This window comes from Pseudotabrizicola sediminis, assembly GCF_004745575.1.
GTDB lineage: Bacteria > Pseudomonadota > Alphaproteobacteria > Rhodobacterales > Rhodobacteraceae > Pseudotabrizicola > Pseudotabrizicola sediminis.
In genome coordinates this window covers 43,187-67,627 of the sequence record NZ_RPEM01000013.1, presented here as the reverse complement: position 1 = coordinate 67,627, position 24,441 = coordinate 43,187, and the positions used below count along the sequence as shown (strand labels likewise).

At 61.5% G+C, this 24,441-nt stretch carries 31 protein-coding genes; 11 read left to right on the top strand and 20 right to left on the bottom strand.

The window, feature by feature from the left end; genetic code table 11:
• Window positions 1–11: 11 nt before the first annotated feature.
• Genes lpxK through EEB11_RS16470 form a run of 3 tightly spaced genes read right to left on the bottom strand, consistent with a single transcriptional unit; the run spans window position 12 to window position 2,441 of the window.
• A complete protein-coding gene (gene lpxK, locus EEB11_RS16480; protein ID WP_135433224.1) occupies window positions 12–986 on the bottom strand; it encodes a tetraacyldisaccharide 4'-kinase in 975 nt (324 codons plus the stop codon).
• Window positions 986–2,182 carry a 3-deoxy-D-manno-octulosonic acid transferase gene (locus EEB11_RS16475; RefSeq protein WP_135433222.1) on the bottom strand — a complete coding sequence of 399 codons (1,197 nt, stop codon included), beginning with the start codon at window positions 2,180–2,182 and terminating at the stop codon, window positions 986–988. Before EEB11_RS16475 ends, lpxK begins: the two co-directional genes overlap by 1 nt.
• A gap of 13 nt (window positions 2,183–2,195) precedes the next feature.
• Entirely contained in the window at window positions 2,196–2,441 is a 246-nt protein-coding gene (locus tag EEB11_RS16470) for a DUF4170 domain-containing protein (protein ID WP_135433220.1), read from the bottom strand.
• Window positions 2,442–2,630: 189 nt separating this feature from the next.
• Here EEB11_RS16470 and EEB11_RS16465 point away from each other — a divergent pair, with 189 nt between their 5' ends.
• Genes EEB11_RS16465 through EEB11_RS16445 form a run of 5 tightly spaced genes read left to right on the top strand, consistent with a single transcriptional unit; the run spans window position 2,631 to window position 7,563 of the window.
• A complete protein-coding gene (locus EEB11_RS16465; protein WP_167852778.1) occupies window positions 2,631–3,293 on the top strand; it encodes a lytic transglycosylase domain-containing protein in 663 nt (220 codons plus the stop codon).
• A 7-nt stretch (window positions 3,294–3,300) separates the two neighbouring features.
• Complete coding sequence (locus EEB11_RS16460; protein ID WP_135433216.1) at window positions 3,301–5,376, top strand: flagellar biosynthesis protein FlhA; 2,076 nt, start codon at window positions 3,301–3,303, stop codon at window positions 5,374–5,376.
• Window positions 5,373–6,143, top strand: a complete 771-nt coding sequence (locus EEB11_RS16455) for a flagellar biosynthetic protein FliR (protein ID WP_135433214.1) — start codon at window positions 5,373–5,375, stop codon at window positions 6,141–6,143. Before EEB11_RS16460 ends, EEB11_RS16455 begins: the two co-directional genes overlap by 4 nt.
• A gap of 5 nt (window positions 6,144–6,148) precedes the next feature.
• A complete protein-coding gene (flhB, locus tag EEB11_RS16450; protein ID WP_135433212.1) occupies window positions 6,149–7,237 on the top strand; it encodes a flagellar type III secretion system protein FlhB in 1,089 nt (362 codons plus the stop codon).
• Window positions 7,234–7,563 (top strand): hypothetical protein, encoded by a 330-nt coding sequence (locus EEB11_RS16445; RefSeq protein ID WP_135433210.1) that lies wholly within the window; start codon window positions 7,234–7,236, stop codon window positions 7,561–7,563. Before flhB ends, EEB11_RS16445 begins: the two co-directional genes overlap by 4 nt.
• A 337-nt stretch (window positions 7,564–7,900) precedes the next feature.
• Here the strand turns inward: EEB11_RS16445 and EEB11_RS16440 are convergent, their stop codons facing one another.
• The 9 genes from EEB11_RS16440 to EEB11_RS16400 are packed head-to-tail and all read right to left on the bottom strand — an operon-like array spanning window position 7,901 to window position 12,396.
• Window positions 7,901–8,386, bottom strand: coding sequence for a flagellar basal body-associated FliL family protein (locus tag EEB11_RS16440; RefSeq protein ID WP_135433208.1), 486 nt, complete (start codon window positions 8,384–8,386; stop codon window positions 7,901–7,903).
• Window positions 8,387–8,393: 7 nt separating this feature from the next.
• Window positions 8,394–9,113 carry a flagellar basal body L-ring protein FlgH gene (flgH, locus tag EEB11_RS16435; protein WP_135433206.1) on the bottom strand — a complete coding sequence of 240 codons (720 nt, stop codon included), beginning with the start codon at window positions 9,111–9,113 and terminating at the stop codon, window positions 8,394–8,396.
• 4 nt (window positions 9,114–9,117) lie between these two features.
• Complete coding sequence (gene flgA, locus EEB11_RS16430) at window positions 9,118–9,537, bottom strand: flagellar basal body P-ring formation chaperone FlgA (RefSeq protein ID WP_135433204.1); 420 nt, start codon at window positions 9,535–9,537, stop codon at window positions 9,118–9,120.
• The gene (gene flgG, locus EEB11_RS16425) at window positions 9,537–10,322 is read right to left on the bottom strand and encodes a flagellar basal-body rod protein FlgG (protein ID WP_135433202.1); all 786 of its coding nucleotides are present in this window, start codon (window positions 10,320–10,322) and stop codon (window positions 9,537–9,539) included. The genes flgA and flgG overlap by 1 nt, the downstream gene beginning before the upstream one ends.
• A gap of 9 nt (window positions 10,323–10,331) precedes the next feature.
• Window positions 10,332–11,042 (bottom strand): flagellar hook-basal body complex protein, encoded by a 711-nt coding sequence (locus tag EEB11_RS16420; protein ID WP_135433200.1) that lies wholly within the window; start codon window positions 11,040–11,042, stop codon window positions 10,332–10,334.
• A 1-nt stretch (window position 11,043) separates the two neighbouring features.
• Complete coding sequence (locus tag EEB11_RS16415; RefSeq protein WP_135433198.1) at window positions 11,044–11,310, bottom strand: flagellar biosynthetic protein FliQ; 267 nt, start codon at window positions 11,308–11,310, stop codon at window positions 11,044–11,046.
• Window positions 11,311–11,318: 8 nt separating this feature from the next.
• On the bottom strand, window positions 11,319–11,609 hold the full coding sequence (gene fliE / locus EEB11_RS16410; protein WP_135433196.1) for a flagellar hook-basal body complex protein FliE: 291 nt from the start codon (window positions 11,607–11,609) through the stop codon (window positions 11,319–11,321).
• An 11-nt stretch (window positions 11,610–11,620) separates the two neighbouring features.
• Entirely contained in the window at window positions 11,621–12,001 is a 381-nt protein-coding gene (gene flgC / locus EEB11_RS16405) for a flagellar basal body rod protein FlgC (protein ID WP_135433254.1), read from the bottom strand.
• 11 nt (window positions 12,002–12,012) lie between these two features.
• On the bottom strand, window positions 12,013–12,396 hold the full coding sequence (locus EEB11_RS16400) for a FlgB family protein (protein WP_135433194.1): 384 nt from the start codon (window positions 12,394–12,396) through the stop codon (window positions 12,013–12,015).
• An 84-nt stretch (window positions 12,397–12,480) separates the two neighbouring features.
• On the opposite strand from EEB11_RS16400, the gene EEB11_RS16395 reads away from it, so the two are divergent.
• Window positions 12,481–13,821: a FliI/YscN family ATPase gene (locus EEB11_RS16395; RefSeq protein ID WP_135433192.1), complete on the top strand. Its 1,341-nt coding sequence runs from the start codon at window positions 12,481–12,483 to the stop codon at window positions 13,819–13,821.
• A gap of 13 nt (window positions 13,822–13,834) precedes the next feature.
• Here EEB11_RS16395 and EEB11_RS16390 read toward each other — a convergent pair whose 3' ends face one another.
• The 6 genes from EEB11_RS16390 to EEB11_RS16365 all read right to left on the bottom strand — a co-directional run bounded on the left by EEB11_RS16390 (window position 13,835) and on the right by EEB11_RS16365 (window position 17,578).
• Complete coding sequence (locus tag EEB11_RS16390; RefSeq protein WP_245298957.1) at window positions 13,835–14,464, bottom strand: DUF1217 domain-containing protein; 630 nt, start codon at window positions 14,462–14,464, stop codon at window positions 13,835–13,837.
• 185 nt (window positions 14,465–14,649) lie between these two features.
• Window positions 14,650–15,054, bottom strand: a complete 405-nt coding sequence (gene flbT / locus EEB11_RS16385) for a flagellar biosynthesis repressor FlbT (protein ID WP_135433188.1) — start codon at window positions 15,052–15,054, stop codon at window positions 14,650–14,652.
• Window positions 15,051–15,428 carry a flagellar biosynthesis regulator FlaF gene (gene flaF / locus EEB11_RS16380; protein WP_135433186.1) on the bottom strand — a complete coding sequence of 126 codons (378 nt, stop codon included), beginning with the start codon at window positions 15,426–15,428 and terminating at the stop codon, window positions 15,051–15,053. The genes flbT and flaF overlap by 4 nt, the downstream gene beginning before the upstream one ends.
• A gap of 68 nt (window positions 15,429–15,496) precedes the next feature.
• The gene (locus EEB11_RS16375; RefSeq protein WP_135433184.1) at window positions 15,497–16,783 is read right to left on the bottom strand and encodes a flagellin N-terminal helical domain-containing protein; all 1,287 of its coding nucleotides are present in this window, start codon (window positions 16,781–16,783) and stop codon (window positions 15,497–15,499) included.
• Window positions 16,784–16,980: 197 nt separating this feature from the next.
• Window positions 16,981–17,301 (bottom strand): hypothetical protein, encoded by a 321-nt coding sequence (locus tag EEB11_RS16370; RefSeq protein ID WP_135433182.1) that lies wholly within the window; start codon window positions 17,299–17,301, stop codon window positions 16,981–16,983.
• A complete protein-coding gene (locus EEB11_RS16365) occupies window positions 17,285–17,578 on the bottom strand; it encodes a rod-binding protein (RefSeq protein ID WP_135433180.1) in 294 nt (97 codons plus the stop codon). The genes EEB11_RS16370 and EEB11_RS16365 overlap by 17 nt, the downstream gene beginning before the upstream one ends.
• Window positions 17,579–18,849: 1,271 nt before the next feature.
• On the opposite strand from EEB11_RS16365, the gene fliK reads away from it, so the two are divergent.
• Window positions 18,850–19,170 carry a flagellar hook-length control protein FliK gene (gene fliK, locus EEB11_RS19630; protein ID WP_167852777.1) on the top strand — a complete coding sequence of 107 codons (321 nt, stop codon included), beginning with the start codon at window positions 18,850–18,852 and terminating at the stop codon, window positions 19,168–19,170.
• A gap of 12 nt (window positions 19,171–19,182) precedes the next feature.
• Complete coding sequence (locus tag EEB11_RS16355; protein ID WP_245298952.1) at window positions 19,183–19,857, top strand: flagellar hook capping FlgD N-terminal domain-containing protein; 675 nt, start codon at window positions 19,183–19,185, stop codon at window positions 19,855–19,857.
• A gap of 32 nt (window positions 19,858–19,889) precedes the next feature.
• Here the strand turns inward: EEB11_RS16355 and ubiB are convergent, their stop codons facing one another.
• Entirely contained in the window at window positions 19,890–21,419 is a 1,530-nt protein-coding gene (ubiB, locus tag EEB11_RS16350) for a 2-polyprenylphenol 6-hydroxylase (RefSeq protein ID WP_135433174.1), read from the bottom strand.
• The gene (gene ubiE / locus EEB11_RS16345) at window positions 21,420–22,172 is read right to left on the bottom strand and encodes a bifunctional demethylmenaquinone methyltransferase/2-methoxy-6-polyprenyl-1,4-benzoquinol methylase UbiE (protein ID WP_135433172.1); all 753 of its coding nucleotides are present in this window, start codon (window positions 22,170–22,172) and stop codon (window positions 21,420–21,422) included. It lies immediately after the preceding gene.
• Window positions 22,173–22,281: 109 nt separating this feature from the next.
• Here ubiE and mutM point away from each other — a divergent pair, with 109 nt between their 5' ends.
• The 3 genes from mutM (at window position 22,282) to rpsT (ending at window position 24,400) form a co-directional block, all read left to right on the top strand.
• Window positions 22,282–23,133: a bifunctional DNA-formamidopyrimidine glycosylase/DNA-(apurinic or apyrimidinic site) lyase gene (gene mutM / locus EEB11_RS16340; protein ID WP_135433252.1), complete on the top strand. Its 852-nt coding sequence runs from the start codon at window positions 22,282–22,284 to the stop codon at window positions 23,131–23,133.
• Window positions 23,134–23,193: 60 nt separating this feature from the next.
• A complete protein-coding gene (locus EEB11_RS16335; RefSeq protein ID WP_135433170.1) occupies window positions 23,194–23,970 on the top strand; it encodes an enoyl-CoA hydratase in 777 nt (258 codons plus the stop codon).
• 154 nt (window positions 23,971–24,124) lie between these two features.
• Window positions 24,125–24,400, top strand: coding sequence for a 30S ribosomal protein S20 (rpsT, locus tag EEB11_RS16330; protein ID WP_103332077.1), 276 nt, complete (start codon window positions 24,125–24,127; stop codon window positions 24,398–24,400).
• The last annotated feature ends 41 nt before the right edge of the window (window positions 24,401–24,441 follow it).

Below are 24,441 nucleotides of genomic sequence, written 5' to 3'. Positions count from 1 at the left end.
GGCTGACAGCGCTAGAGCAGGGTGCCGATTGCAGCGTCCAGCGGCGACCAGTCTGCCACCTCAAGCCGGACCACGAGGCTCAGAACCTTTGGACGGAAGTCTGCGGGCAGGCGGACCTGATCCTTTTCGGTTGTGACCAGTTGGGCCCCCAGAGAGCTGGCGTCGACCTCCAGCCTGCGCAGCAGCGTGTCTGACAGAGTCTGATGATCATCAAGCGACACGGCGCGCAGGATCTGCGCCCCTTCGCCGCGCAGGGTGGCGAAGAATTTTTCCGGATGACCGATGCCGGCAAAGGCCAGCACACGCTGTCCCCGCCAGTCCATGCCCATCGACAGGGGTTTCAGCGCGCCTTGCAAATGGGGCAGGTTTATCCGCCAAGCCCAGTCGCGGACAAACTGCGCTTGCGCGTCCGGTGATCCGATCGACAGCAGGAAATCGGCCCGGGCCAGACCGGCAGCGACCGGCTCGCGCAGAGGTCCAGCCGGAAGGCACAACCCGTTGCCAAAGCCACGTGCGGCATCAACAACCACAATCGACAGATCCTTGTGGACCGACGGGTTCTGAAAGCCATCATCCATCAGAATGACTTTTGCCCCGGCCGCCTCGGCCGCGCGGACGCCCGCAGCGCGGTCTTTTGCCACCCATGTCGGTGCAAAGGCCGCCAGCAGCAGCGGTTCATCCCCTACCTGCGCGGCAGTGTGGCGCTGAGGGTTGACCAGAACCGGCCCCGCCAGCGATCCGCCATAGCCGCGCGACACCACCTGCGCGCCCTGAAGACGCCCCAGAAGCGCAATGGCAGTGGGCGTCTTGCCCGTGCCGCCAACATTCAGATTGCCGATACAGAGCACCGGAACAGCCGCCCGGTAGCCGGACTGCGCCACACGGCGGGCCGTTACCGCGCCATAGATCATCCCCAAAGGTTGCAACAGGCGCGCCATCAGTCCCGGTGCGGCAACTGGGGTCTGCCAGAAGGCGGGCGGGCGCATCACTTGACCCCGCTGGTGAACTTGCGCACCAGACCGACAGCGTTCTCGGTCACCTCTGCCCCGTCTGATGCAACCGTCCATGCGGCCTGGGCAAGGCGGGCCGCCCGGTCCGGCGACAACAGGTCTGACAGCGCTTCGCCCAGATCAACCGCACTTCCAACCGCACGCGCGGCACGCGCGGCTCCCAGCCTGCCAAATGTGCTGCCAAATGACCCCGGTCGCGGACCGTACAGAATGGCCGACCCAAGAGCCGCCGGCTCCATCGGATTGCGCGCACAGCCCTGCCCGGCAAGACTGCCACCCATAAAGGTGATGGGTGCCAGCCGATACCACAAGCCAAGCTCTGCCATCCCGTCGGCCACGAACACTTCGACCTCGGCTTCCGGTTCCTGATCTTCGGCCCGCTCGGCGACAATCCAGCCTTCATCCTCCGCCAGCCGCCTTGCCAAAGGCTCTGCCCGCGCCGGGTCTTGTGGGGCGATGATCAGCAAAAGCCGGTGGGCAAGACTTTGTGCCGCACGATGCGCCAGAATGACGGCGGTCTCCTCTGCTTCGGGCAGACCAACGGCCAGCCACACCGGCCGCGTGGCCAACAGCTTTGCCAGCGCCGCGCGTTCCGCCTCCAGACAGGGCAGGGCCGCGCTGTTTTCTTCCATCCGTCCGGTGACGGCCACGGCAGACAGGGCCGCCCCGCCCTTGCGGAATGCCCGCGCCGCAGCCTCGTCAATCGCGAGAACATGCGAAAACCCCTGAAGCGAAGACCGCATCAGTCCGGGATACCAGCCATCACGCCCCTTGAGCAGGTAGGGCGCACGTCCGTCGACCATCAGCAGCGGCATGCCGCGCTCACCCGCTTCATGCATCAGCGCCGGCCGCAGTTCGCCATCACAGAACAGCGCCATCTCGGGCCGCCAGTGATCCAGAAAGGCGCGCACCTCGGCAGGCCGGTCCTCTGGCGGGGGCTGCCTGATCAGACCGGGGCGCAACGGCACAGGATCTGTACAGGTGAACAGAACCGTCAGGCCGTCTTCCTCGATCAGACGCGCGGCCAGTTCCAACAAACCGCGTCCCGCCTCGGCTGTAGGGGAGTGCATCCAGATCAGCCGCCCGGCCAACCGCTCTGGCCAGGCATGGCCCCCTGAAGGGTCACGCCGGGGACGCATATTGTAAAGCGTCAGGCCAAGGGAGTGCACCATGTTTAAGGCCGGATTACCGGCTCAGTTCTTCGGTCACAGATCCCGCCTGCTCTTCATCGCGCAGGCGATGAATATGGGCGATGAAATACCGCATATGGGCATTGTCCACGGTCCGCTGCGCCTCTGCCTTCCAGGCTTTGTGGGCCGAAGCGTAATCCGGGAACATACCCACGATGTGGATGTCGTTCACATCCGCAAATGTCGATTTCGAGGGGTCGACAAGTTCCCCCCCGAACACAAGGTGTAGCCGCTGGGTCATTCATCTGCTCCGTCATCTCTGGGTCGCCCCCCGATTGGCAGGGTAAGCAGGCCAATACCAAGATCAAGCCTGCATCTGCAGCAAGCTGTTTTCTAATTTGAAAGATTCGCGTCGTAGGGTCTGCATAAGCACCAGAATGGTGTGTGTAAATCGGGCGGGCAAATTCTCATGCGGCGGAACGCGGTTGTTATGATTGGCTCTGCCCTTGCATGGCTTGCGGGCTTGCCACAGGTCGACCAGCCTTTCGCCTATGCCCTTGCGTCTCAGGGCACCGCAAACCTTTGTGACAAGGCTGCAGCCAAAGCCGCCAAGGCAAGCGGCGTTCCGGTCCGGGTGCTGATGGCCATTTCCCGTGTTGAATCGGGTCGGTCAGTGGGCGGCGTCTTCTCACCATGGCCCTGGACGGTCAACCAGGCCGGGGCGGGATCATTCTTTGGCACCGAAACAGAGGCGATGGACCATGTTTCCGACGCTATGGCGCAGGGTCAGGCCAACATTGATATCGGTTGTTTCCAAATCAACGTCCACTGGCATGGTGCAAAATTCACGTCCCTCGCTGACATGTTCGACCCGGAGGAGAACGCGCTTTATGCCGCCCGTTTCTTGCTGACGCTGTTTGATGAGTTCGGCTCGTGGGAGGGTGCAGTAGGTGCCTATCACTCACGCCATTCGGGTGCAGCCGGGGCCTATCTGGCAAAGGTGGCTGCCGTAATGGAGGCACCGCAGCACCCCGCCCTTGAGCAAAGCACTGAACGCGACAACCGCTATCCGCTGCTTCGGGCCGGGCAACCCGGCGCTTACGGATCATTGGTCAGCAGCTTTGACCATCCCGCCCTCCCTTTGCTGCGGTGACGCCAACATGACCCCCAGAGCCCGACTTGCGCTTTTCTTTCGCCCGACCATCCTGCTTGCGCTGGCCTTGATGGCGGTCATCGTGATGATGGTCCTGCCGGTTCCGGCCTGGATGCTTGATATCGGGCTTGCGCTGTCCTTTTCCCTTGCCATCCTGATGCTGACGGTGACGCTGTTCATCGAGCGCCCGCTTGATTTTTCAGCATTCCCCACAATCCTGCTTGCCTCGCTGATGCTCCGGCTCTCGCTGAACGTGTCCTCGACCAAGCTGATCATCGGCGAAGGGCACACCGGAACCGATGCCGCCGGCGCGGTGATTGAAGGCTTTGCCAATTTCATCATGGGGGGCAACGTCCTGTTGGGCGTCGTCATTTTCTGCGTTCTGCTGATCGTGAACTTCATGGTCATCACCAAGGGTGCAGGCCGGATGGCAGAGGTCGGGGCCCGCTTTGCGCTTGATGGCATGCCGGGCCGTCAGTTGGCGATTGATGCCGACATGGCGGCAGGGGCGATTGATCATGCCGAAGCCAAGGCGCGGCGGGAGCGCGAACTGGCCGAAACCAATTTCTTCGGCTCGCTTGACGGTGCGTCAAAGTTCGTGAAGGGCGATGCGGTTGCCGGTCTTCTGATCACCATGCTCAACATCGTGATGGGGCTGGTGATGGGCGTGTTCCTGCATGACATGCCGATCGGGCGCGCCTTTGAAACCTATGCCATCCTGACGGTTGGTGACGGGCTGGTCAGCCAGATCCCTGCGGTCATCATCTCTGTCGCAGCCGCGCTTCTGCTGGCGCGCGGCGGTGCCACGGGCGCGGCCGATGTGTCTTTCTTCGCGCAGCTGGGCCGCTATCCCGGCGCACTTGGCACTGTCGCCGTTCTGCTCGCGCTTTTTGCCCTGGTACCGGGCATGCCCTTTTTGCCCTTTATCCTTGGATCTGCGGCCCTTGCGGGCACAGCGCTCATGGTGCACCGCCGAAACGCCCTACCGGACGAGGGTTCGAGTGTCACCCCAGACCCTCCGAAGCGTACTCCACTGGGCGACGTGCTTGATTTTGATGAACTTCATCTCGAGTTTGCCCCTGACCTGGTTGCCATGGTGCTTGACCCCGCAACGGGGCTTGATGGCCGCATCGGAAACATGCGCAATCACATTGCCGCCAGCTATGGCCTGATCCTGCCGGAGATCCGGCTGACGGACGAGCCGTCTTTGCCCCCAGGCACCTATCGGATCCGGATTCAGGGGGTGGAACGGGTGACCAATCGGCTGATGCCCGATCGCTGCCTTGTGCTGCTGAATGAAGGCATGCCGGCACCCGATGGCGTTGATGTCAGCGAACCGGTTTACGGCACTGCCGCCCGCTGGATCCTGCCCGACAAGCAGGAAGACGCGGTGATCGCCGGGATGACGGTGGTCTCCCCCCCCGAAGTGCTGGCCACGCATCTGCTCGAGGTGATCCGCTCCAATCTTGCGCGGCTCTTGTCCTTGCGGGGGCTGCGGCGACTGCTAGACGAATTCATCAACGTCACGGATCCGGCCCGCGCGGTGGCCAATCGCAAACTTCTGGATGAGATGATCCCGGAAAAGGTGCCCGCCGACCTGCTGCTTTCGGTGCTCAGGCTGCTGCTGGAAGAGCGGGTATCGATCCGGAACCTGCCCCTGATCCTTGAAGCCATCGCCGAAGGTCGCAGCCTGCCTTCGGCTGAATCCATCTGCGAACATGTCCGGCAAAAAATCGGCTTTCAGCTGGTGTCAGATCTGAAACGAAAGGATGGCACGATTCCCCTGATCCAGATTGCGCCGGAATGGGAAAAGACCTTCTCGACCTATCAGATTGCCGGAGAGCGGGGGCTTCAGGACATTGCCCTGCCCCCGGAACAATTTGCGCGCTTGTCGACGCTCCTCGCCGAAAAGATCAACCGGACGGCAGAGACCGGAATTTCCGCCGCAGTTGTCACCTCGACCCTGCGTCGGCGGTTCATCCGGACCGTGCTTGCTGCCAAAGGCCTTAGCGCGCCGGTGCTGTCCTACGAGGAAATCGGGCTGGAGGCGCGGCCCGCGATTGTCGGACTCGTCCCGCAATGATCGCCCTGAATGAATTGTTGCTGACCTATCATACAACCCTGTCGGCCTATGCAGAGGGGGCGGCGCTGATTTTCCTGCGCGTCGGGGCTGTCATGGCCACGCTGCCAGCCTTTGGCGAAACCAGCATTCCCGCCCGGATCAGGCTGGTGTTGGCGGTGGTTTTCTCGGCTGCCATCGGCCCTGCGGCCTACCCAATCGTGTCAGATATTCCCCTCACTGCCGGTTTCGCGCCAGAGGTTGCGATCGGTCTGATCCTTGGGCTGATGGTACGGATGTTCGTGCTGTGCCTGCTGACCGCAGGCTCCATCGCCGCGAATGCGACATCATTGTCACAGCTGTTTCCCGCCGGGGCGGAGGCGCAACCGGCAATTTCCAAACTGCTGGTTGTCACCGGACTCGCGCTTGCAGTGGGGGCTGGGCTGCATGTGCGGATTCTGCACTATCTGCTGCTGGCATACGAACTTTTTCCCCCCGGTCAATGGCCATCGGCGGCGCTGGTTGCTGAATGGGGGGTCGCGCAGACCGGGCGCGCCTTTGCCCTGGCTTTCATGATCGCGATGCCCTTTGTCATCGCCTCGCTGATCTATAATGTCGCGCTTGGGGTGATCAACCGCGCCATGCCGCAGCTGATGGTCACCTTCATTGGAGCCCCCGCGCTCAGTTTCGGCGGGCTGGTCCTGCTTTTGCTGGTCACACCGCTCGCTCTGGCGGTCTGGCTTCAGACGCTGAACGGCTTCCTGGCGGCTCCGGCCGCGCCGCTGCCATAACCGCCATGGCAGAGTCAGACGATCAGGGCCCGGGCGACAAGGAACATGCCCCAAGTGAAAAGAAGTTGGCTGAGGCGCGCCGAAAAGGGGATATCGCCAAATCGACCGAGCTTCCGGCCGCAGCGTCCTACGCGGGATTGCTTCTTGCCGGCCTTCTCGGCGCGCCAGCGATTGACAAGGCCGCAACGGCAGGATTGGTGCTGATCGACCAGTCCCCCGAGATCGGACGCCTCGCGGCCCGATCTGCGCGCCCGGTCGTGGGCGGCATCATTGAAACGGCCATTTTGCCTTTTGTGCTGTTCATGGCTGTTCCGGCTGGAGCAGTGGTTCTTGCGCTGGTGTCGCATCAGGCCATCGTTTTTGCGCCAGACAAGCTGATCCCGAAGCTGTCACGCATATCTGTGCTAGCCACCGCCAAGAAGAAGTTCGGGGCAGAAGGTCTGTTCGAATTTGCGAAAAGCTTTCTCAAGCTGGCAATCGTCTCGCTGATGCTCGCCTGGTTTCTGATAGGCCACGCATCCAGCATTCTGGCCACTGCTGCACTGGATCCACGCCAGAGTCTTCTGCTTCTGATCGCCTTGCTGGGGCAGTTTCTGGGGTTCGTCGTGTTGGTCACTGCCGTGATCGGGGCGGTTGACCTGCTGTGGCAACGCCACGCCCTGGCCCAGCGCAATCGCATGTCCCGCAAGGAGGTCATGGACGAAATGAAGGACAGCGAAGGCGATCCGCATACCAAGGCCCAGCGGCGCCAGCGGGGTCAGGACATTGCGATGAACCAAATGCTGGCCGATGTTGCGACGGCCAACGTGGTGATCGTCAACCCCACACATTTTGCCGTGGCCCTGCGCTGGACCAGGGGCGCGCGCACGGCACCGGTTGTGGTGGCTAAAGGTGTTGATGAGGTCGCCCGCCGCATCCGGGACGCGGCGGAGGCCCATGGCGTGCCGCTTCATTCCGATCCGCCGACGGCGCGGCTTCTGTTTGCCACGGTTGACATCGGCAAGCCTGTCGAGCGCGATCATTATCGGGCGGTGGCCGCCGCGATTCGCTTTGCCGACGCCATGCGTCAGCGCGCGCGGGAGCGGAGCAGATGACCGCGGCGAACCAGCTTTTGCAGTTGCACCGGATCGCGCAGCTTTTGCGTGACCGCGATTTGATGCGGCTGAGCGTGGCATCGTCGCGCAAGCGGCAGACAGAAGCGTTGCTGGCCGCGCTGGACAAGACCCAGACGGGGGGGGTGCTTGATCCGATTGTCGCCGCGCAGGTTGTCGATCGTTTCGGGCTGTGGACCACGAACCGCCGGATCCTGCTGAACCAACAGCTTGCGCGGGACACGGCGGAATGGATCGCCCTCCATTCGGCCGCGCAACGCTCTTTCGGGCAGGCGGATGTTCTGGGCAAGCTGACGCTGAAGCGCTGAGTGCGGCCATGCGGGGCGAGGGTGGCGTGGGCCTGCCCACGGGTACCCTCAGTGTCGAATCCAAAAAATATACTTAAATCAGTAACTTGATTTCTTTTCTAAGATTTCTTGACCTTTACCTTCTCGAGTTGCTTACCCTGCCTGCGCCAAGACCAGCGTCGCGCCGGAAACAAAATGGCTGAGGTGCCAGAAAGGTGACAGGGCAGCGGTGATATGTGCGGCTTCAGAAAGGAAGGCCACCGGCAAGGCATCGCTCGTCTGTTGGGCCCGACCCAGACCCCATAAAACAAAACGGTCCTTTCGGACCGCGCCTGCACACCGATCAGGTTGTGGCGGATCAGCTGTCTTGTCGGATGATATCGGTGATCAGGACGGTCTTGACGATATTCCCCAATACGTCCCGCGCCACTTCCGTCAGACCATTGCGCAGGATGACAAGATTGTCTGCATCGGTAAATGTACCCCGGAACCCGCCGGTGTTTGCATGGTCAAACAGCCGCTGCAGAATTTCATCGCGCAACTTCGGCTCTTTCGCATAAACTTGGTCAGTTCCCCCCGGCGTCACCTCTATGCTGAGCGATATAATAACCAGAGAGGCTATCTGGTTCTTTTCGACCAGGGGAACAACGAACTGATTGGTCAGCTTTACAAATTCCGGCAGTTGTTCCGGGCTCTGCCTGGCGCCTGCGGCATGGGCATCGCCTTCGGCAGCGGGGTCAGTTTCCCCCTCGGCGACCGGTGGTGCGGGACGCAGGTACAGCCCGGCACCGAGCCCGGCACCTGCACCAATCATGATCAGAAGAAGGGGAAGGAGTTTACGCATTCTGCCCTCAGAACGGGAGGAGGATATCAGTGATCTGCTGCCCATAGCGGGGCTGCTGAAAATCGGTAATCTGCCCCCGACCGCCATAGGAAACGCGGGCACCGGCGACCTTGTCATAGGTCACCTCATTGGTGCGCGAGATGTCGGCCGGACGCACATAACCGGTGACAATCAATTCGCGCAGCTCAAAATTGACCCTGACCTCTTGCTGCCCTTCGATGCGCAACACCCCGTTCGGCAATTCCTCGACAATGGTTGCAGCCACGCGCAGCGTAAGCTTTTCCCGCCGTGAGACCGAGCCATCACCGGCGAACGTCGAAGAAGACCCGGTTTCTACCGCCTTGGCCATCGAAGCGCCCTCGGGCAGGGCGCGGTCAATCCGCTGTGGCAGGCCCATAAGCTGCGGCATGCCCATGGTCTGGTTGCCGGTGCGGGTGCGATCAGATGAATTCGTCATCTCGGCGCGGTCATCGATTTCGATCACCACGGTCAGAATATCGCCGCGCTTGCCGGCGCGCCTGTCGCCCAGAAGTGAGGACCGACCTGCGGTCCAGAGCGAGGAGGCCTCTGTCGGACCGGTCGGGTCTGCAGACTGCGGCAGGGCGTTGGAGTACATGGCGTGATGCTGATAGCTGCCCTCCAGCGGCGAGAAGCCGGGCGCGCGCCCCACCTCGTCAAGCGAGGTACAGCCCGCCAGAAAGAACAGAAAACAAAATGCGACTCGCATGGGGCTATCCTTCGGACGGGCTGACGCGCACGGTTCCGTCGGGCATGACCCGACCGTGCACAGTGTTGCGGGACGACAGGTTCACGACACGGATCACATCGCCGACCGAACCCCGGTCAAGCGCGCGGCCCTCGGTCGATATGGCCAATGAGCCTGCAATATAGGAAAGCCCCACCACCTGATTTCTGGCGATAACGGTCGGAGGACCGACCTGATCTTCGCGGATGGGCCGGCCAGGATACAGCATGACGCGCGCCTCTTGCCCGGCGACGCGCGCCGGATCAGAAAGGGTACCCGGGATATCCGCCTGAACAACCGAGAGATCTGCTGCTTCAATCATCTGACCCGCCTTGATGACACGGTTGGTGATCAAGGCATCGGCAGAGGCCGGAAGGGGAAGCAGACAGCAAATCAAACGCCACATCAGCGCACCTGCGTGGTTGCGGCCAGCATCTGATCTGCGGCCGTGATGACCTTGGCGTTCAGCTCATACCCACGTTGCGCCTTGATCAGCTCGGTCACTTCGCGCACGGCATCGACCGAGCTTTCCTCCAGATAGCCCTGACGCAGTGTGCCCAGACCGTCTTCGCCCGGGGCACCTGGCAGTGCAGGGCCGGACGCCTCGGTTTCAACGAACAGGTTGGACCCGATCGCCTCCAGTCCCTTTTCATTGGTGAACCCCACCAGTGACAGCGCGCCCAAAAGCTCTGGCTCAACCCGGTCGGCGAAATAGGCATAGACCTCGCCGTCAGCATTGATGGCAAGAGATCTTGCATCCGCCGGAATGGTCAGGCCCGGGGCCACCTGATGCCCTTCGGAGTTGACGATAAGGCCGTCACCCGTGCGTTTGAGCGCGCCATCGCGGGTATAGGCAGCATTGCCGCCGGGCAAGGTAACCTCCAGATAGCCGCGCCCTTCGATGGCGAGATCCAGATCGCCGCCGGTCTGGGAAGATGCCCCTTGTGCAAGAATGACCGAAACTGCGGCGGGGCGCACGCCAAGGCCAAGCTGAACCCCGGTGGGCAATATGGTGCCGTCACTGGCTGTCACCGACCCGGGCCGTGCCAGTTGCTGATAGTGAAGATCAGCGAAATCAGCGCGACGGGCGTTGTAGCCAGTGGTCGACATGTTTGCGAGGTTGTTGGCGACGACATCGACCCGCATCTGTTGTGCAGCCATCCCGGTTGCGGCGATCTGCAGTGCTTTCATCGAACTCTCCTATCGGCCAAGGGTCTGGATCACAGTGCGCTGGCGCTGATCTTCGGCATCGAGGAACTTTTGCCCCGCTTCATAGGCGCGCTGGACGGTGATCATCCGGGCGATTTCCGACACGGGCTGCACATTGCTGTCTTCCAAAAAACCCTGCCGCATCAATGCGGTGTCCGCCGGCTCCAGCTCTGTGGCAGAAAACATCGTGCCGGTCTGGTGTTGTAGGGACAAGGGATCAACCGGTTGCCAGATGCCGATCTGGGCCACCGGCTGACCATCTGCCGACAGCGTACCGTCTGTGGCGACAGATATGATGCGTGCCCCGGGCGGAACCGCGACGGGTGCCCCACCTGCATCGAGCAGGGCATACCCGTCGGGGGTAACCAACGTACCTTCGCCCGAGAGGGTAAAAGCACCGGCACGCGTCAGACGGTCGCCCTCCGGCGTGGCAATCAGAAAAAACCCTTCACCCTGCAGCCCCAGATCATAGGTGCCGCCGGTAGGCGAGAGCCCGGCCTGACCAAGATCGATATGGCGGGCATTGCCCCGCGCCATTGACAAAGAGGGCTCCCCCTCCAGCCGGGCGATGTATTCCGAGAACACGATGCCTTCACGCCGGAAACCAGTGGTGGAAACATTCGCGATGTTGTTGGCAATCACCTGCATCTCGCGCATCAGGCCGGATTGGCGGGTCAGGCTGGTGTAGCCGGGGGTTTCCATGTCAGCCGCCTTCTATCTGGGGGATGATTGCATCAGTGAAGAAGGATACGAGCGTGGATGTCATGAAGCTCATCGAGACCCAGAACACGACAAGCATCGCGCCGACCTTCGGCACGAAGGTCAGGGTCATTTCTTGAATCGAGGTCAGGGCCTGAAACAAGCCGACGACGACCCCGGCCACCAGCGCGACCCCCAGCAGGGGGGCCGAGATGGTAACGGCAATCCAGAGGGCCTGGCGCAGGATGTCAAAAATGGCCCCTTCGGTCATCGGATGGGTCACACCGGCATCCTCAGGATTTCCTGATAAGCTTCGACCACGCGATCTCGGACGGTGACCACGGTTTCCACTGCCGTCTGGGATGATGCCAGCGCAGCGACAAGCGAATGCGGGTCTGCACCGCCGGTCATTGCGGCGCGGGCCGTGTCTTCACCACGGGACAGCGTTTCGGCGAAGGTTCCAAGAAACCGCGCTGCGCTGTCTTCGGCAGAGTTCGGCGGCGGCTCTGCGGTCGCCGCCGAACGTGTTTGTGCATAGGCCTGTGCGGCCAGGGACTTCTTGATATCCATTCTGGATCTCCCTAACGACGGATGAGATCGAACAGGCTCTGCGTCATTTGACGCGCCTGATCGAAGAGTCTGAGGTTCGCCTCGTAGCTGCGCTGCGCTTCGCGCGCGTCAGCGATTTCGATCACCAGATCGACATTCGATCCATCATAGTGACCAGTCGTATCAGCCAGCGGGTGATCCGGCGCATAGACCTTGACCAAAGGGCTTTGATCCAGCCGGACAGGCCCGACGGTGACAGTTCCGCTCTCCATCTCGGAACGGAACGACACCACCTTGCGGTGGTAGCCGGGGGTATCCGAGTTGGCGATATTTTCCGACACATGCCGAAGACGTCTGGCCTGTGCCTCCATCCCCGATGCGGAAAGAGAAAGGGAATTCAAAAGGTCTGACATCATTGGCCCCCTTATGTGTTTCGGCCAAGCGACGTGCGCAGGATGGCAGATGTGTTCTGATAAACAGCCAAAGCCATTTCGTGGTTTTGCCGGGCGGCGACCGCCTTCATCATCTGCTGATCGAGCGATACATCATTGCCATTGGGAGCCATCCCGGTGCCGGACGGCACGGGTTGGGACCATTGTGATTCTTCGTTCACAAGATGGGCTGCGCGGGTGCGGCGTGGTGCAAACGTTACCTGATCGCCATAAATTGTGCGAAAGTCGGGCATATCCATAGCGCGGAATCCCGGAGTGTCCGCGTTGGCTATGTTTCGCGCCACCACTTCAACCCTTGCGCCGGAATGCGCTGCAAGTGCCTGTGCCATTCTGGTCAATCCAAGTTTTTCAAACATCGGGGCTTCTCCCTCGACCTACTTCACTAGTTCTTAGGGCTGATTCCTTTAGAAACGGTAATTGCCGAACAAAAGGAGACTCCGATGTCCGATCTATTTGCCCCCCTGACCCATCACATCGCCCGGATCGACCTGTCACGCCCCATTGGTCGGGTCCGTTCGGTGGGGGGCGGTACCATCTGTGTCAATGGGTTACAGTCCGCTGCGGCACTGGGGGACCGGATCGAAATCCGCGCCCGTGGACAAGAAAGAGGCATGCAAGGCAAGGGCGAGCAAAGTGGCGGCGAAGTCATTGGTCTAGGGACCGACTCTGTAACGATTTTGCCGGATCAGGGGCTGACGGGTCTGGCAATCGGGACAGAAATCGCGCTGTCGGGCCCGACGCATATCGCGCCGGATGACTGCTGGATCGGGCGGGTAATAGACCCATTTGGGCAGCCGCTGGACGGTCGGCCCCTGTTTGCAGGGGCGCAAAGCTGCAGCCTGAACGCGCCGCCGCCCCCCCCCGCGCAACGCCGGCGTCTGGGGGCGCGGCTTGCCACCGGGAAGGCGGCATTTGATACCCTGCTGCCCATCGTGCGTGGTCAGAGAATAGGGCTGTTTGCAGGCTCGGGTGTGGGAAAATCCAGCCTGCTTGGCACTTTTGCCCGTGCCCTGCAGGCCGATGTCGTGGTCATCGCACTGGTCGGCGAACGTGGACGGGAGCTGCGGGAGTTTACCGAAAGCGTCCTTGGCCCCGAGGGAATGAAACGCAGCGTGGTAATCGCCGCCACGTCTGATCGGTCGCCCCTTTTGCGGCGACGCTGTGCGCTTGCCGCGATGACAGTGGCCGAGCATTTTCGCGACAAGGGGCTGAATGTGCTGCTGCTGGTCGACAGTGTGACGCGTTTTGCCGACGCGCATCGTGAAATTGCGCTGTCTGCCGGTGAGCCCGCAAGCCTGCGGGGCTATCCCCCCTCGCTTCAGCACATGATCATGGCGCTGGCAGAACGGGCCGGTCCGGGGGCAGAGGGGCAGGGCGATATCACCGCTGTCTTTACCGTGCTGGTCGCGGGATCGGATATGGATGAACCTGTGGCCGATATCCTGCGCGGCGTGCTGGATGGTCATGTGATTCTGGACCGCCGCATCGCCGAGCGCGGGCGCTTTCCGGCGGTTGATCTGCTGCGCTCGGTCTCGCGCAGCCTGCCAGCTGCGGCAAGTGATGCGGAAAACGCGCTGATAGCGCAGGCCAGGTCCGTCATCGCGGCTTGGGAGCGCGCAGAAATGATGGTGCAGGCCGGGCTTTACCAGAAAGGCAGCGATCCGCTGGTTGATCAGGCCATCCGGCTGTGGCCGGCACTGGACCAGTTCATTGCCGAAGATGCGCCAGACGACGGAATCGACGGCAGCTTTGCCCGCCTGACAGATTGCCTTCGTGGGTGATTGGTCGCGCGTGCTAAAGTCGGGCAGGCCGGAAGCGCGCCGCGCTTTGCAGAAGGGTCAAAGCCACTTGACCGGAACCAAGGGACGTTGCGTTGGCCTCAAGCTCTGACCGGACGAGGAACTGTCTGACCAGCTTGTCAAGTTTTTCAGGGTCTTTGAACTGCGCGACACTCCCTTCGCCAAAGGACGACATTGCGCGACGCTGCAAGGTTTCGACCTGCATGTCGAGATCGATCGCCCCGAAAGAGACGGGCAGACCAAAGGCCCGTTCGAACACCGTGCGTAGCGGGGGATTGCCCAGCACCGTATACCATTGGGCCAAAGGCGACGCGCTTGACTTGGCCAGCTCCGGCAGCGCGGTTTCGGCATTCAGCGCAAGACGCATATCGTCGTTCTGCGCCCCCACCGCCACCGCAAACTGCTGAGTTTTGTAGGGGGCCAGAATTTTGTCGGCAAAGTCGGACAGTTTGGTATTTGGGGTAGAAAAATTCCCGAAACCAAAGGCTTCCGCGAATTTCGAGTACTGCTTGTTGGTCAGCTTATTGGCCAATGCATCGGGGCTAAGTGTGCCGCCTTCGAGGATCTTACGGATGAAGAACTTGTTTGCGGCATCCCCCTCCAGCCCGAAGGCGCCCAGCGCCACGCGCAGCAAACGAGGGTCATTCACAAGCTGTTCGGCTGTGGTGACGCCACCAATTTTCTCGCGGAAATAGGCATCGTCGCGTTGGATCGATGGTTGCGCATTGAACGCGGTCGTCTGCCGGTCCATCGTCCGTTTCAGGAAAGACCAACCGGCGTAACCAGAGATGGGGAGCACAGGTGAATAGGTCATTGTGGGCCCAGCGCCATAAGACGCTCTTCCCGCGGAAGCAGGCTGCGCAGATGTTTCAAAGCCTGATAGTGCTGATCTTCCAACACTGACTTGCTGGCCAGCGACAGTTGCAGGCGGCTGTCCGGATCAGTCAGAACCTGGCTGAGTTGTTCGATGCCGCGCAGCAGTTGCCCATGCGCCTCTGCGGGTGCCACATCGCCGGACAAGACCAACTGCGCGATGTAGCACACGCGGCGCACCGGGGTGTTTACCTCCTCCGGGTGGATGGCGTCGCGCAGCCGCAGGATATGGGCGTTCGGGGTCATGATGGCCAGACGCGAGCGCCGGTCGCCATTTTCGATCACAGCGCCGTTGATCAGCACCCGTTCATGCGGGCCGAGTTTGATGACAAGACCGCTCATTCCGTGCTGCCTTGTCCACGCAGACCGCGCATGATGGCCGTGTTTACGTCAATCAACACCTCGACCGAGGCGGGGCCGTTCAGCACGTTTCTGGTGTGAACTTCAGAGAATTCATAAAGATAGAACAACTGTGCCCGCAACGGGGCAGGCAGCGCATTGCCAGGCGATGCGACGTCGGCGGCCAGGGTGGACCAGAGGCCAAGATTGTCTGACAGGGCCTGGACCAGCGCCGGATAATCGGCCTTCCGCTGCAACCATGCGACCGACAGCCTTTGCGTCACGCGCGCCAGAGCCTCGTACTCGATGCTGCGCAGGGTGCGCAGGGTAGCGTCCGGGCGAGAGTAGCCCAGTTTTGCATGAATATGCGCGTTCACGGCGAATCCTTCGCGTTGTGTCTTTGTGCTTCAGGGGAATGGGCCGGGGTTTCCCCCGGCCCGAGCCATCAACGGAACAGCGCCAGGATGTTCTGCGGAGCCTGGTTGGCAATCGACAGCGACTGCGTGGCCAGCTGCTGCTGCACCTGCAGGGCCTGCAGGCGGGCCGATGCCTCTTCCATGTTTGCATCGACCAACGACCCGATACCGGATTTGAGCGAGTCGACCAGATTGCTGACGAAGGACTTCTGAATTTCGATCCGCTTTTGCGCGGTACCAAAGTCAGAGGCTGCCTGAATTGCAGTTTGCGTCAGGCCTTCGATCACCCCCAGTGCCGCCTCGGCACCCGCGCTGGTGGACACATCAACAGTGGCCAGCTTTTCAAGTCCACCACCGATGGTATTGCCAGCGGCCACATGATGAAGCAGTGCCGCCGTGACGTTGTTACCACCGGTCGAGGAGCCAGTGATGGTCAACTGGTTTGCGTTTGCACCGGCACCCACGGCCGCAGACATCTGCGTCTCAAGTCCCTTTGACTTTGCGTAGTCGTTGAACGATTTTGCCAGCCCTGCTGCCACATCCACCGCCGTATCGCCATCACGGGCCACATACCGAATTTCGAAGGCGGCCGTCGTGTTTGCATTCGTCAGTCCGCCAGCGCCGGCAGTGAGCGCTATGCGATAACCATCACCAGCAACAACCGAACCAGTGCCGATTGTCGCCGTGCTGGTTGGCGCGGTTGCGTTGCCAGTCAATATTACAGCTGCAGCGGCAAAACCGACGGATGCCTTGGTCAGCTCGACTGCGCCGGTACCGCCAAGAACAGAGACTGTGGTGCTCAGATCAGACTTGCCGACGTTGATGTTGGAAGCGGTCACGGTCCCATTCGACGCGCGGTCGAGTGACGACAGCACATTAACAGTGCCTGTGCCTGCATCCTTGGATTTGTTCGACAGCATGTTCAGGCCGTTGAACTGGGCCGCCCCGACGATCGAGCTGATCTGATCGCGCAATGCGCCGATGTCAGCCTGAATTTTGCTGCGGTCAACGTTCTCTTCCTGAGAGTTGACGATCTTGCCCTTCACTTCTTCCAGCAGCTTGGTGATCTGTTCCGAAGACGAGCGGGCCAGGGAGATGGTCGAGTTTCCGAGCGAGAGACTGTCAGAAATCGCCTTGAAGCCGGCGACATCCGATTCCATCGTTTTCGCGATGGCCCAGACCGCAGCATTGTCCTTTGCGCTGCCAACTGCCATGCCGGTCGAAATCTCGGCCTGGACCTGACCCATATTCTTGGTGATGGACTTCATGGTTTGCAGGGCAACCATCGCGCCATTGTTCGTCAGAATGGAAGACATGTTCGTTTCCTTCGCAAATGCCGCGCTTTTCGCAGCCTGTGTTACCGTCGACCGACGGCTGGAAGGGCATTCTTGCCGGTACCCCGGGGCACAACCCGCGGCGCCACCCCGACCTCGGGGCGCAAGACCGATACAAACCTCCAACTCCTAATCATTGGTGAATTGCCTCCCACCAATCACCAATGAATTGAAACAATTCAGACTCGTCTTGACGCCGGCAAGACCGCTGGCACCGTCGCCTTGTGACCGCCACGGTCATAGGTGGTCAGACCCTTGGCGGCCTCTGACACCTCGGCCACACGGCGCCGCGCGGCGCGCACGCCGGCAAGTGCAGAGATGAGGCAGGACTCTGTCCGCTCCGCCTCGGCCTGCAGGGTTTGCAGTGTGCGCAGGTCGCCGTTGACCATGGCGGCCTCGGTGTCGCGCAGGGCGGGCAGCAGGATTTCAAGCTGCGCATACTCCCCTTCCATCACTGCGCGGCGGACGTTTTGCAGAATGGCTTCAGGACTTTGCGACATCACGTGACTCCTCTGCCTTGACCAGGGCGGAAAAGATCGTCTGGGCAAGGCCAAGACCGCCCTTTTCAACGATGCTGCGTGCCTGCGCGTTGCGCAGGAAAGAAGCGAACTGCTCTTCGCCCGGCCCGCCGCCGAATTCACCGGATGATTCGCCAAGGCCGGCATGGGACAGCATTTCGGACAGAAACACCGCCTCCATCTCTTTTGCCTTGTGCAACAGATGGTTGCGGTCCGGCGCAAGGCGGGCGGGACCAGTCAGGACAGGGTCAGGATTCATCGCACGTCTCCGTTTTCATTTGAATTGTTTTGAATATCTGCGGCTTAGGTAAACAGTCAGTAAGCAGTTTCGCGCAATTTCAGGGGCAGACCTGTCAGACACCGGATTGCAGAATGCAGATCACCCCGTTCTCCCCGCCCCAGACATCTGTTGCCTTGGCACCCGGCGACGGGCCCGGCGACGGGGCCACGTTTGAAAAACTGATGACGTCGTTTCGTCCGGGGGAGCGGGGGGGCACCGCATCTGATCAGGGCAAAGGCGCGGGGGCAGAAACAGGGACCGAGACGGCTGAGGTTGTCCAGGTTGATCCCGATAGCGTCGTTGCAGAGGGCCTGCTGACAGAACCTGCCCCGGCAGAACCGGCAGGCGCGCCTTTGTGGGGGATGCTGGCCGCATCTGCACAAACCACTCCGGCCCCATGGCAAGATGAAACCTCGGCCCCAGTGCCAACCCCGGTTTCTGGCGCGATGGTTGGGTCATTGACGCATCAGGCAGTGCCTGTGGCAGAAGGGGTGGCAGGGCCGCAGCCCCCGGCAGCTGCAACGGTACTTTCGGGGCAAACATACCTTACGGATCAGGAACCGGCGCGCGCCATGCCCGAGGATAAGCCCGAGACGCGGCTGGCACCGGTGGCAAAGGGACAGGACACGCCGGTTCCGGTGCCACCTGCGCGGGAAGGGGTAATGAGTGCCTCACAGAGCAAAGGGGCTGGCCCGGGGGCGGAAGCGCAGATGGCCGCCAATCTGGCAGGCCAGCCGGGCACGGGTGCGGCAGCAACCGCAGCGGGCAGCCCTGAGGCAGATGATCTGCCGCTGAACGCGCTATCTGCAGCAATGCCTGCAGAACGTGCGCTGCCAGGGACGTTGAGTGCAGGGCGCAGAACAGGATCTTCCACGCCGCCCCCGGCTCAAGGCGCTGATGTTGCGTCCGGCGCGTCAAGTGACCCGACAGAGATGGAGACTGGCCCGCGGTTGGGGCTGGGTACCAGCGCCTCTGAAACAGATCGGACTCCGCAAAACGCAAAACCGATCAAGCCTGCCGAAGCTGTGGCCCCAACGGCGCCCGCGCCGGTAAGCCCTGTGCCGATGGCAGCAGATTTCAGCCCTGACGTTGCCGATCCTTTGGGGCTTGGTCGGGACAGTGTGGCAGCCTCTGGCTCCACTCCCCAGGGCGGCGGCACGACAGGCCCGGCTGTACCCACCCCCGCAAGCCAGATTTCGCAGACTATTTTGCAGATCATTCAAAAGGGTGCAGATAGCCCGGTTGAAGTGATGCTGCGGCCGGAAGAATTGGGCAAAATACGATTTGATCTGACCACAATCGGCGACCGACTGCACATCATGCTGTATGTCGAACGGCCCGACGCCATGGATCTGATCCGCCGCCATGGGGAGCAATTTCTGAACGATCTGCGCCTTTCGGGTTTCGGAAACCCCTCGCTCAGCTTTGGGGACTGGTCTCAGCGCGATGCGCGGCCCGCGAAAGCCCCCGTTCCAGCCAAACCAACCGACGGCAGCCCCGCTGCCTATGACATACCCGCCGGTCAGGCGGCCCGCACGGTTGCAGCCGGGCGGCTCGATCTGCGGCTTTGAAAGGATATGGACATGACCCTTGCCCCCACCCAGACCGGAACGGCGATCGGCACCCGCTATGCCGAACAGCAATCGGGAACGACGGCCAACACCGCATCGGCGAGTTCCGATTATGAAATGTTTTTGCGCATGCTGACGGTGCAGATGCAAAATCAGGATCCGCTGAATCCAATTGATTCGGCGGATTACGCGGTACAGCTTGCAACTTTTTCCGGGGTGGAACAGGCGGTGCGCACCAACCAGCTGCTGGAGAGTTTGCAATCGCAGTTTGGCTTGCTGGGCATGGCGCAGCTTGCGGGCTGGGTCGGGCAAGAGGCGCGCGCAGCGGCACCGGTTTACGTTGACGGAACGCCAGTCACCTTGTCACCAGATCCGGCATCGGCGGCCGACCGGGCAGTTCTTGTCGTACGTGATGCGCAAGACCGGGTCTTGTCGCGCGAAGATCTGCCGGTTTCCACCGCGCCCTATAATTGGGCCGGCACAGATGCAACAGGTGCAGCGCTGCCGCGGGGCAGTTATACGCTGACGCTGGAAAGCTATTTCGCGGACACGCTGCTGGACAGCAGGCCTGTGGAATACTACGCGCAAATCCTTGAAGCGCGAGGCGGCGTTGACGGGACAAGGCTGGTGCTGCGGGGCGGCATCGAAGTTCCGGCCAGCAGTGTCACCGCGTTGCGGATGCACTAGTGCCAGTCGGGCTAAGGGCGCACCGCAACGGGCTACAGCAATGTACCCAACCACAGCCCTGCCGCCAGCATTGCGGCCCCGGTGAGCGCCGTCCAGACCGGCCACAGGTTTCGCTTTGACTGGACCGTCGGATGGCTGTCGGCCTGCGCGATCAGGGCCCGCTCAACCATCTGCGGCAATCTGGGCCCGAAGCGGGCCAGCACCCGCGCCGTTTTGGCCAGATCGCGCAACAGGGCGCGGGGGCCGATGTTTTTGGTGATGTAGCCTTCTACAACTGGCTTTGCGACTTCCCAGATGTTGATGTGGTGGTCCAGGCCCCGCGCCACGCCTTCAACCACAACCATCGTGCGTTGCAGCAAGATCAGTTCGGTCCGGGTTTCCATACCGAAGCGTTCGGTCACCTCGAACAGATAGGCCAAAAGCCGCGCCATCGAGATTCGGCTGGCGTCCATGCCGAAAATCGGCTCGCCTACCGCGCGCAGCGCGCGGGCGAATTCGTCGATGTCGCGGTCGGCGGGCACATATCCGGCCTCAAAATGCACCTCGGCGACGCGGCGGTAGTCCTTGCGGATGAATCCGAACAGGATTTCCGCGTAAACCCGGCGGGTGTATTCATCAATCCGTCCCATGATCCCGAAATCATAGGCGATGATATTGCCGTTGGCCGCCACCTTCAGGTTACCCTGATGCATATCGGCGTGAAAATAGCCGTCACGCAGGGCGTGGTTCAGGAACAGATGCAAAACCCGCGCGCCAAGCACCTTCCGGTCGTGCCCGGCGGCGTCGATCAGGTCATTGTCGTTTAGACCGATGCCTTCGGCCCAGTCCAGCGTCATCACGCTGCGGCCAGACAGGAACCAGATCGGCCTTGGCACCTGAAAGCCCGCGTCGCCTTCGGTATTGGCGGCAAATTCCGCCGCCGCACTGGATTCGAGCCGGAAGTCCAGTTCGCCCATCACCACGCCCTCAAAGTGACGGATCACGTCGAGGGGGCGCAGCCGGCGTGAGGAGGGGGAGATGAATTCGATGGCCTGCGCGGCAAAAAAGAACGCGTCGATGTCCTTGCGAAAGGCCCGCTCGATGCCCGGGCGCAGCACCTTGACCGCAACCTCGCGCCCGTCCTCCACCAGCCAGGCCTTGTGGACCTGCGCGATAGAGGCGGCGGCGACGGGTTCGGAAAAATCGCGGAACATCCGGTCGACCGGCAGGCCCAGCTCTGCCTCGATCATCTTCTTGGCCACGGCAATCGGGAACGGCGGTAGCTTGTCTTGCAGATATTTCAGTTGCAGCGCCAGTTCATCCCCGACCACATCGGGGCGCGTCGACAGGATCTGGCCGAATTTGATATAAGCGGGCCCAAGCGCCTGCAGTGCGCGCGTTACCGGGGGCAGCGCCAGATCACCCCGCAGCCCAAGGGGCTTGAACGGCCAGCCCAGAATCCGCGCCACAAAGCGCAAGCCGGGCGGCGCCTTGAACGCCTCCAGCACCACACCGATGGCCCCTGTCCGCTCCAGCGTGGCAAGGGTGCGGATCAGACGCCAGATGTTGTGGGGGCCACGCACTTACAGCTTCCACCCCGAATGAAGGGCGGCGATGCCCATGGTCTGATTGCGATACTTGACTTGTTCAAAGCCCGCCTGACGGATCATAGTGGCAAACGTTTCCTGATCCGGGAATTTACGGATGCTTTCGACCAGATACTGATAGCTGTCGCGGTCGCCAGCAACGATCTGGCCCATCCGCGGGATGACGTTGAAGGAATACAGATCATAGGCTTTCTGCATCAGATCATTGGGGATCTGGCTGAATTCCAGCACCATAAGCCGCCCGCCGGGCCGCAGGACGCGGTAGGCTTCGGACAGAGCATCACTGATGCGGGTGACGTTCCGGATGCCGAAGCTGATCGTATAAACATCGAAGCTGTTTGACTCGAACGGCAGGGCCATGGCGTCACCAACCACCCAGCCCAGCCGGTCGGCCATGCTGTCAGCCTCGGCCCGCTGCCGCCCGGCCACCAGCATCGATTCGGTCAGGTCGCACACCACGGCATTGGCCCCCGGCGCGCGGGTCAGAAAGCGGAAGGCCACATCGCCAGTGCCGCCCGCCACGTCCAGCAACCGCTGACCGGGCCGGGGGGCCAGCCAATCCATCATGGCGTCTTTCCACAAACGGTGGACGCCACCCGACATCAGGTCGTTCATGATGTCATATTTGCTGGCCACGCGCGTGAACACGCCATGCACCATGCCAGCCTTGTCGCCCTCTGCCACGGTCTGATAGCCGAAATGCGTCGTGCCTTTGTCGTCTTCGGTCATGGGGCCTTGCCCTTTAATGTCTGCCAGTCTTCTTATAGGGCGCATCCGCGCGGCTGCAATGCGCCACCCTGTCCGGGGCGGCATCGCGCCGAAGGATCAGGAGCGTGTCATGCCAGAACTGCCAGAGGTGGAAACCGTGCGTCGCGGGTTGTTGCCCGTGATGGAGGGGCAGGTGATTGCCCAAGCGTCGGTCAATCGGGACGGACTGCGCTGGCCGTTTCCGCGGGACATGGCAGGGCGGCTGACTGGCGCGCGGGTCAACGGTTTGCGGCGGCGGTCGAAGTACATTCTGGCCGATCTCTCTACGGATGAGACCCTGCTGATCCATCTGGGCATGTCGGGGCGCATGCTCGTTTCCGGGCAGATGCTGGGGGAGTTTCACCACGATCACCCGGCACCGCAAAAGCATGACCATGTGGTGCTGGACATGGACGGCGGTGTGCGCGTGACGTTCAACGATGCGCGACGGTTCGGCGCGATGGATCTGATGGCCACCGCAACAACCGACCAGCATCCCCTGCTGGCATCGCTTGGGCCAGAGCCTTTGGGCAACGCGTTTGACGAAAGCTATCTGATCGCCCGGCTGAAAGATCGCAACACGCCGGTCAAGTCTGCGCTGCTGGATCAGCATATCGTGGCCGGTCTGGGCAATATCTATGTCTGCGAAACGCTTTACCGGGCCCGGATTGCACCGCAAACCAAAGCCGGAGATCTGGCCCCCAGACAGGTGGCGCCGCTGGTGCCGATCATCCGCGAGGTTCTGTCCGAGGCCATCGAGGCAGGTGGCAGCAGCTTGCGTGATTTCCGTCAGGCCGACGGTGAACTGGGCTATTTCCAGCACCGATTTCAGGTCTATGACCGTGAAGGACAGCCCTGTGTGACCCCCGGTTGCGGGGCGGTCGTGGAACGGATCGTGCAGTCTGGGCGCTCTTCCTTCTATTGCCCGGCCTGCCAGCGCTGACTTGCCATCGGGCAGGATGGTGCTAGGAGTCACCCCAACGCCCAACCGTGGAGCCCGCGCATGGCCTATGATACGCTGATCGTCGAGGTCGAGGATTATGTTTCCCTGATCCGGCTGAACCGCCCCGATGCGCTGAACGCGCTGAATTCCAAGCTGATGAAGGAACTGGCCAGCGCTGTGCAGGCAGCCGACCGCGATGACAACGTGCGTGTCATCGTGCTGACAGGGTCGGAAAAATCCTTTGCCGCCGGTGCGGATGTCAAGGAAATGGCAGAAAAGTCGTTTACCGAAGTCTATTTCGACAACCTGTTCGGTGTCGAAGCGGCGATCATCGGTCAGGTTCGCAAGCCGATCATCGCGGCGGTTTCAGGTTATTGCCTTGGTGGCGGCTGCGAGCTGGCGATGCTGGCCGATTTCATCATCGCCGCCGATACCGCAAAATTCGGCCAACCCGAGATCAACCTGGGCATAGTCGCCGGCATGGGCGGGACCCAGCGGCTGACGCGCTTTGTCGGCAAGTCGAAATCAATGGACATGCACCTGACCGGCCGGTTCATGGATGCCGCCGAGGCAGAGCGTTGCGGTCTGGTCAGCCGGGTGTTTCCGGCCAAGGATCTGATGACCGAGGTGACCAAGATCGCCCAGAAGATCGTCGAGAAATCACTTCTGTCGTCGATGGCGGTCAAGGAATGCGTGAACCGTGCGCAGGAAACGTCGCTGGCCGAAGGGTTGCTGTTTGAGCGGCGGGTATTCCATGCGATGTTTGCCACCGAAGACCAGAAAGAGGGAATGGCCGCATTTCTGGAGAAGCGTCAGCCGCAGTTCCGCGACAAGTAGCCAGATTTTTCTGTTTCCATCCGGTTCAATCCGTCCTATACGCCGCCCCACATGCGCGTGGGCCCGCTTAGGCAAGAATCATCCCCTCCTATAAGGTGGGGTCTTGGGGCTTTCGTGCGATTGCATTGAATCAGACCCAGGAAAGGCCACCACAATGGCAAACAGTGAACAGTCCAAGAAACGCGCCCGCCAGTCCGAGGCGCGTTATGCCGTGAACAAGGCCCGTCGTTCGCGCATCCGTACCTTCGTGCGCAAAGTGGAAGAAGCCATCGCTTCGGGGAATTCCGAAGCCGCGGTGGAAGCCCTGAAAAATGCCCAGCCAGAACTGGCACGTGGCGTAACCAAGGGCGTGCTGCACAAGAACACCGTGTCGCGCAAAATCTCGCGCCTGTCGTCGCGGGTCAAGGCATTGTCGACCCCGGCGGCCTGAGTCGATTCTACGCGTTTTGTGTCAAGGGCGTCCTCTTACGG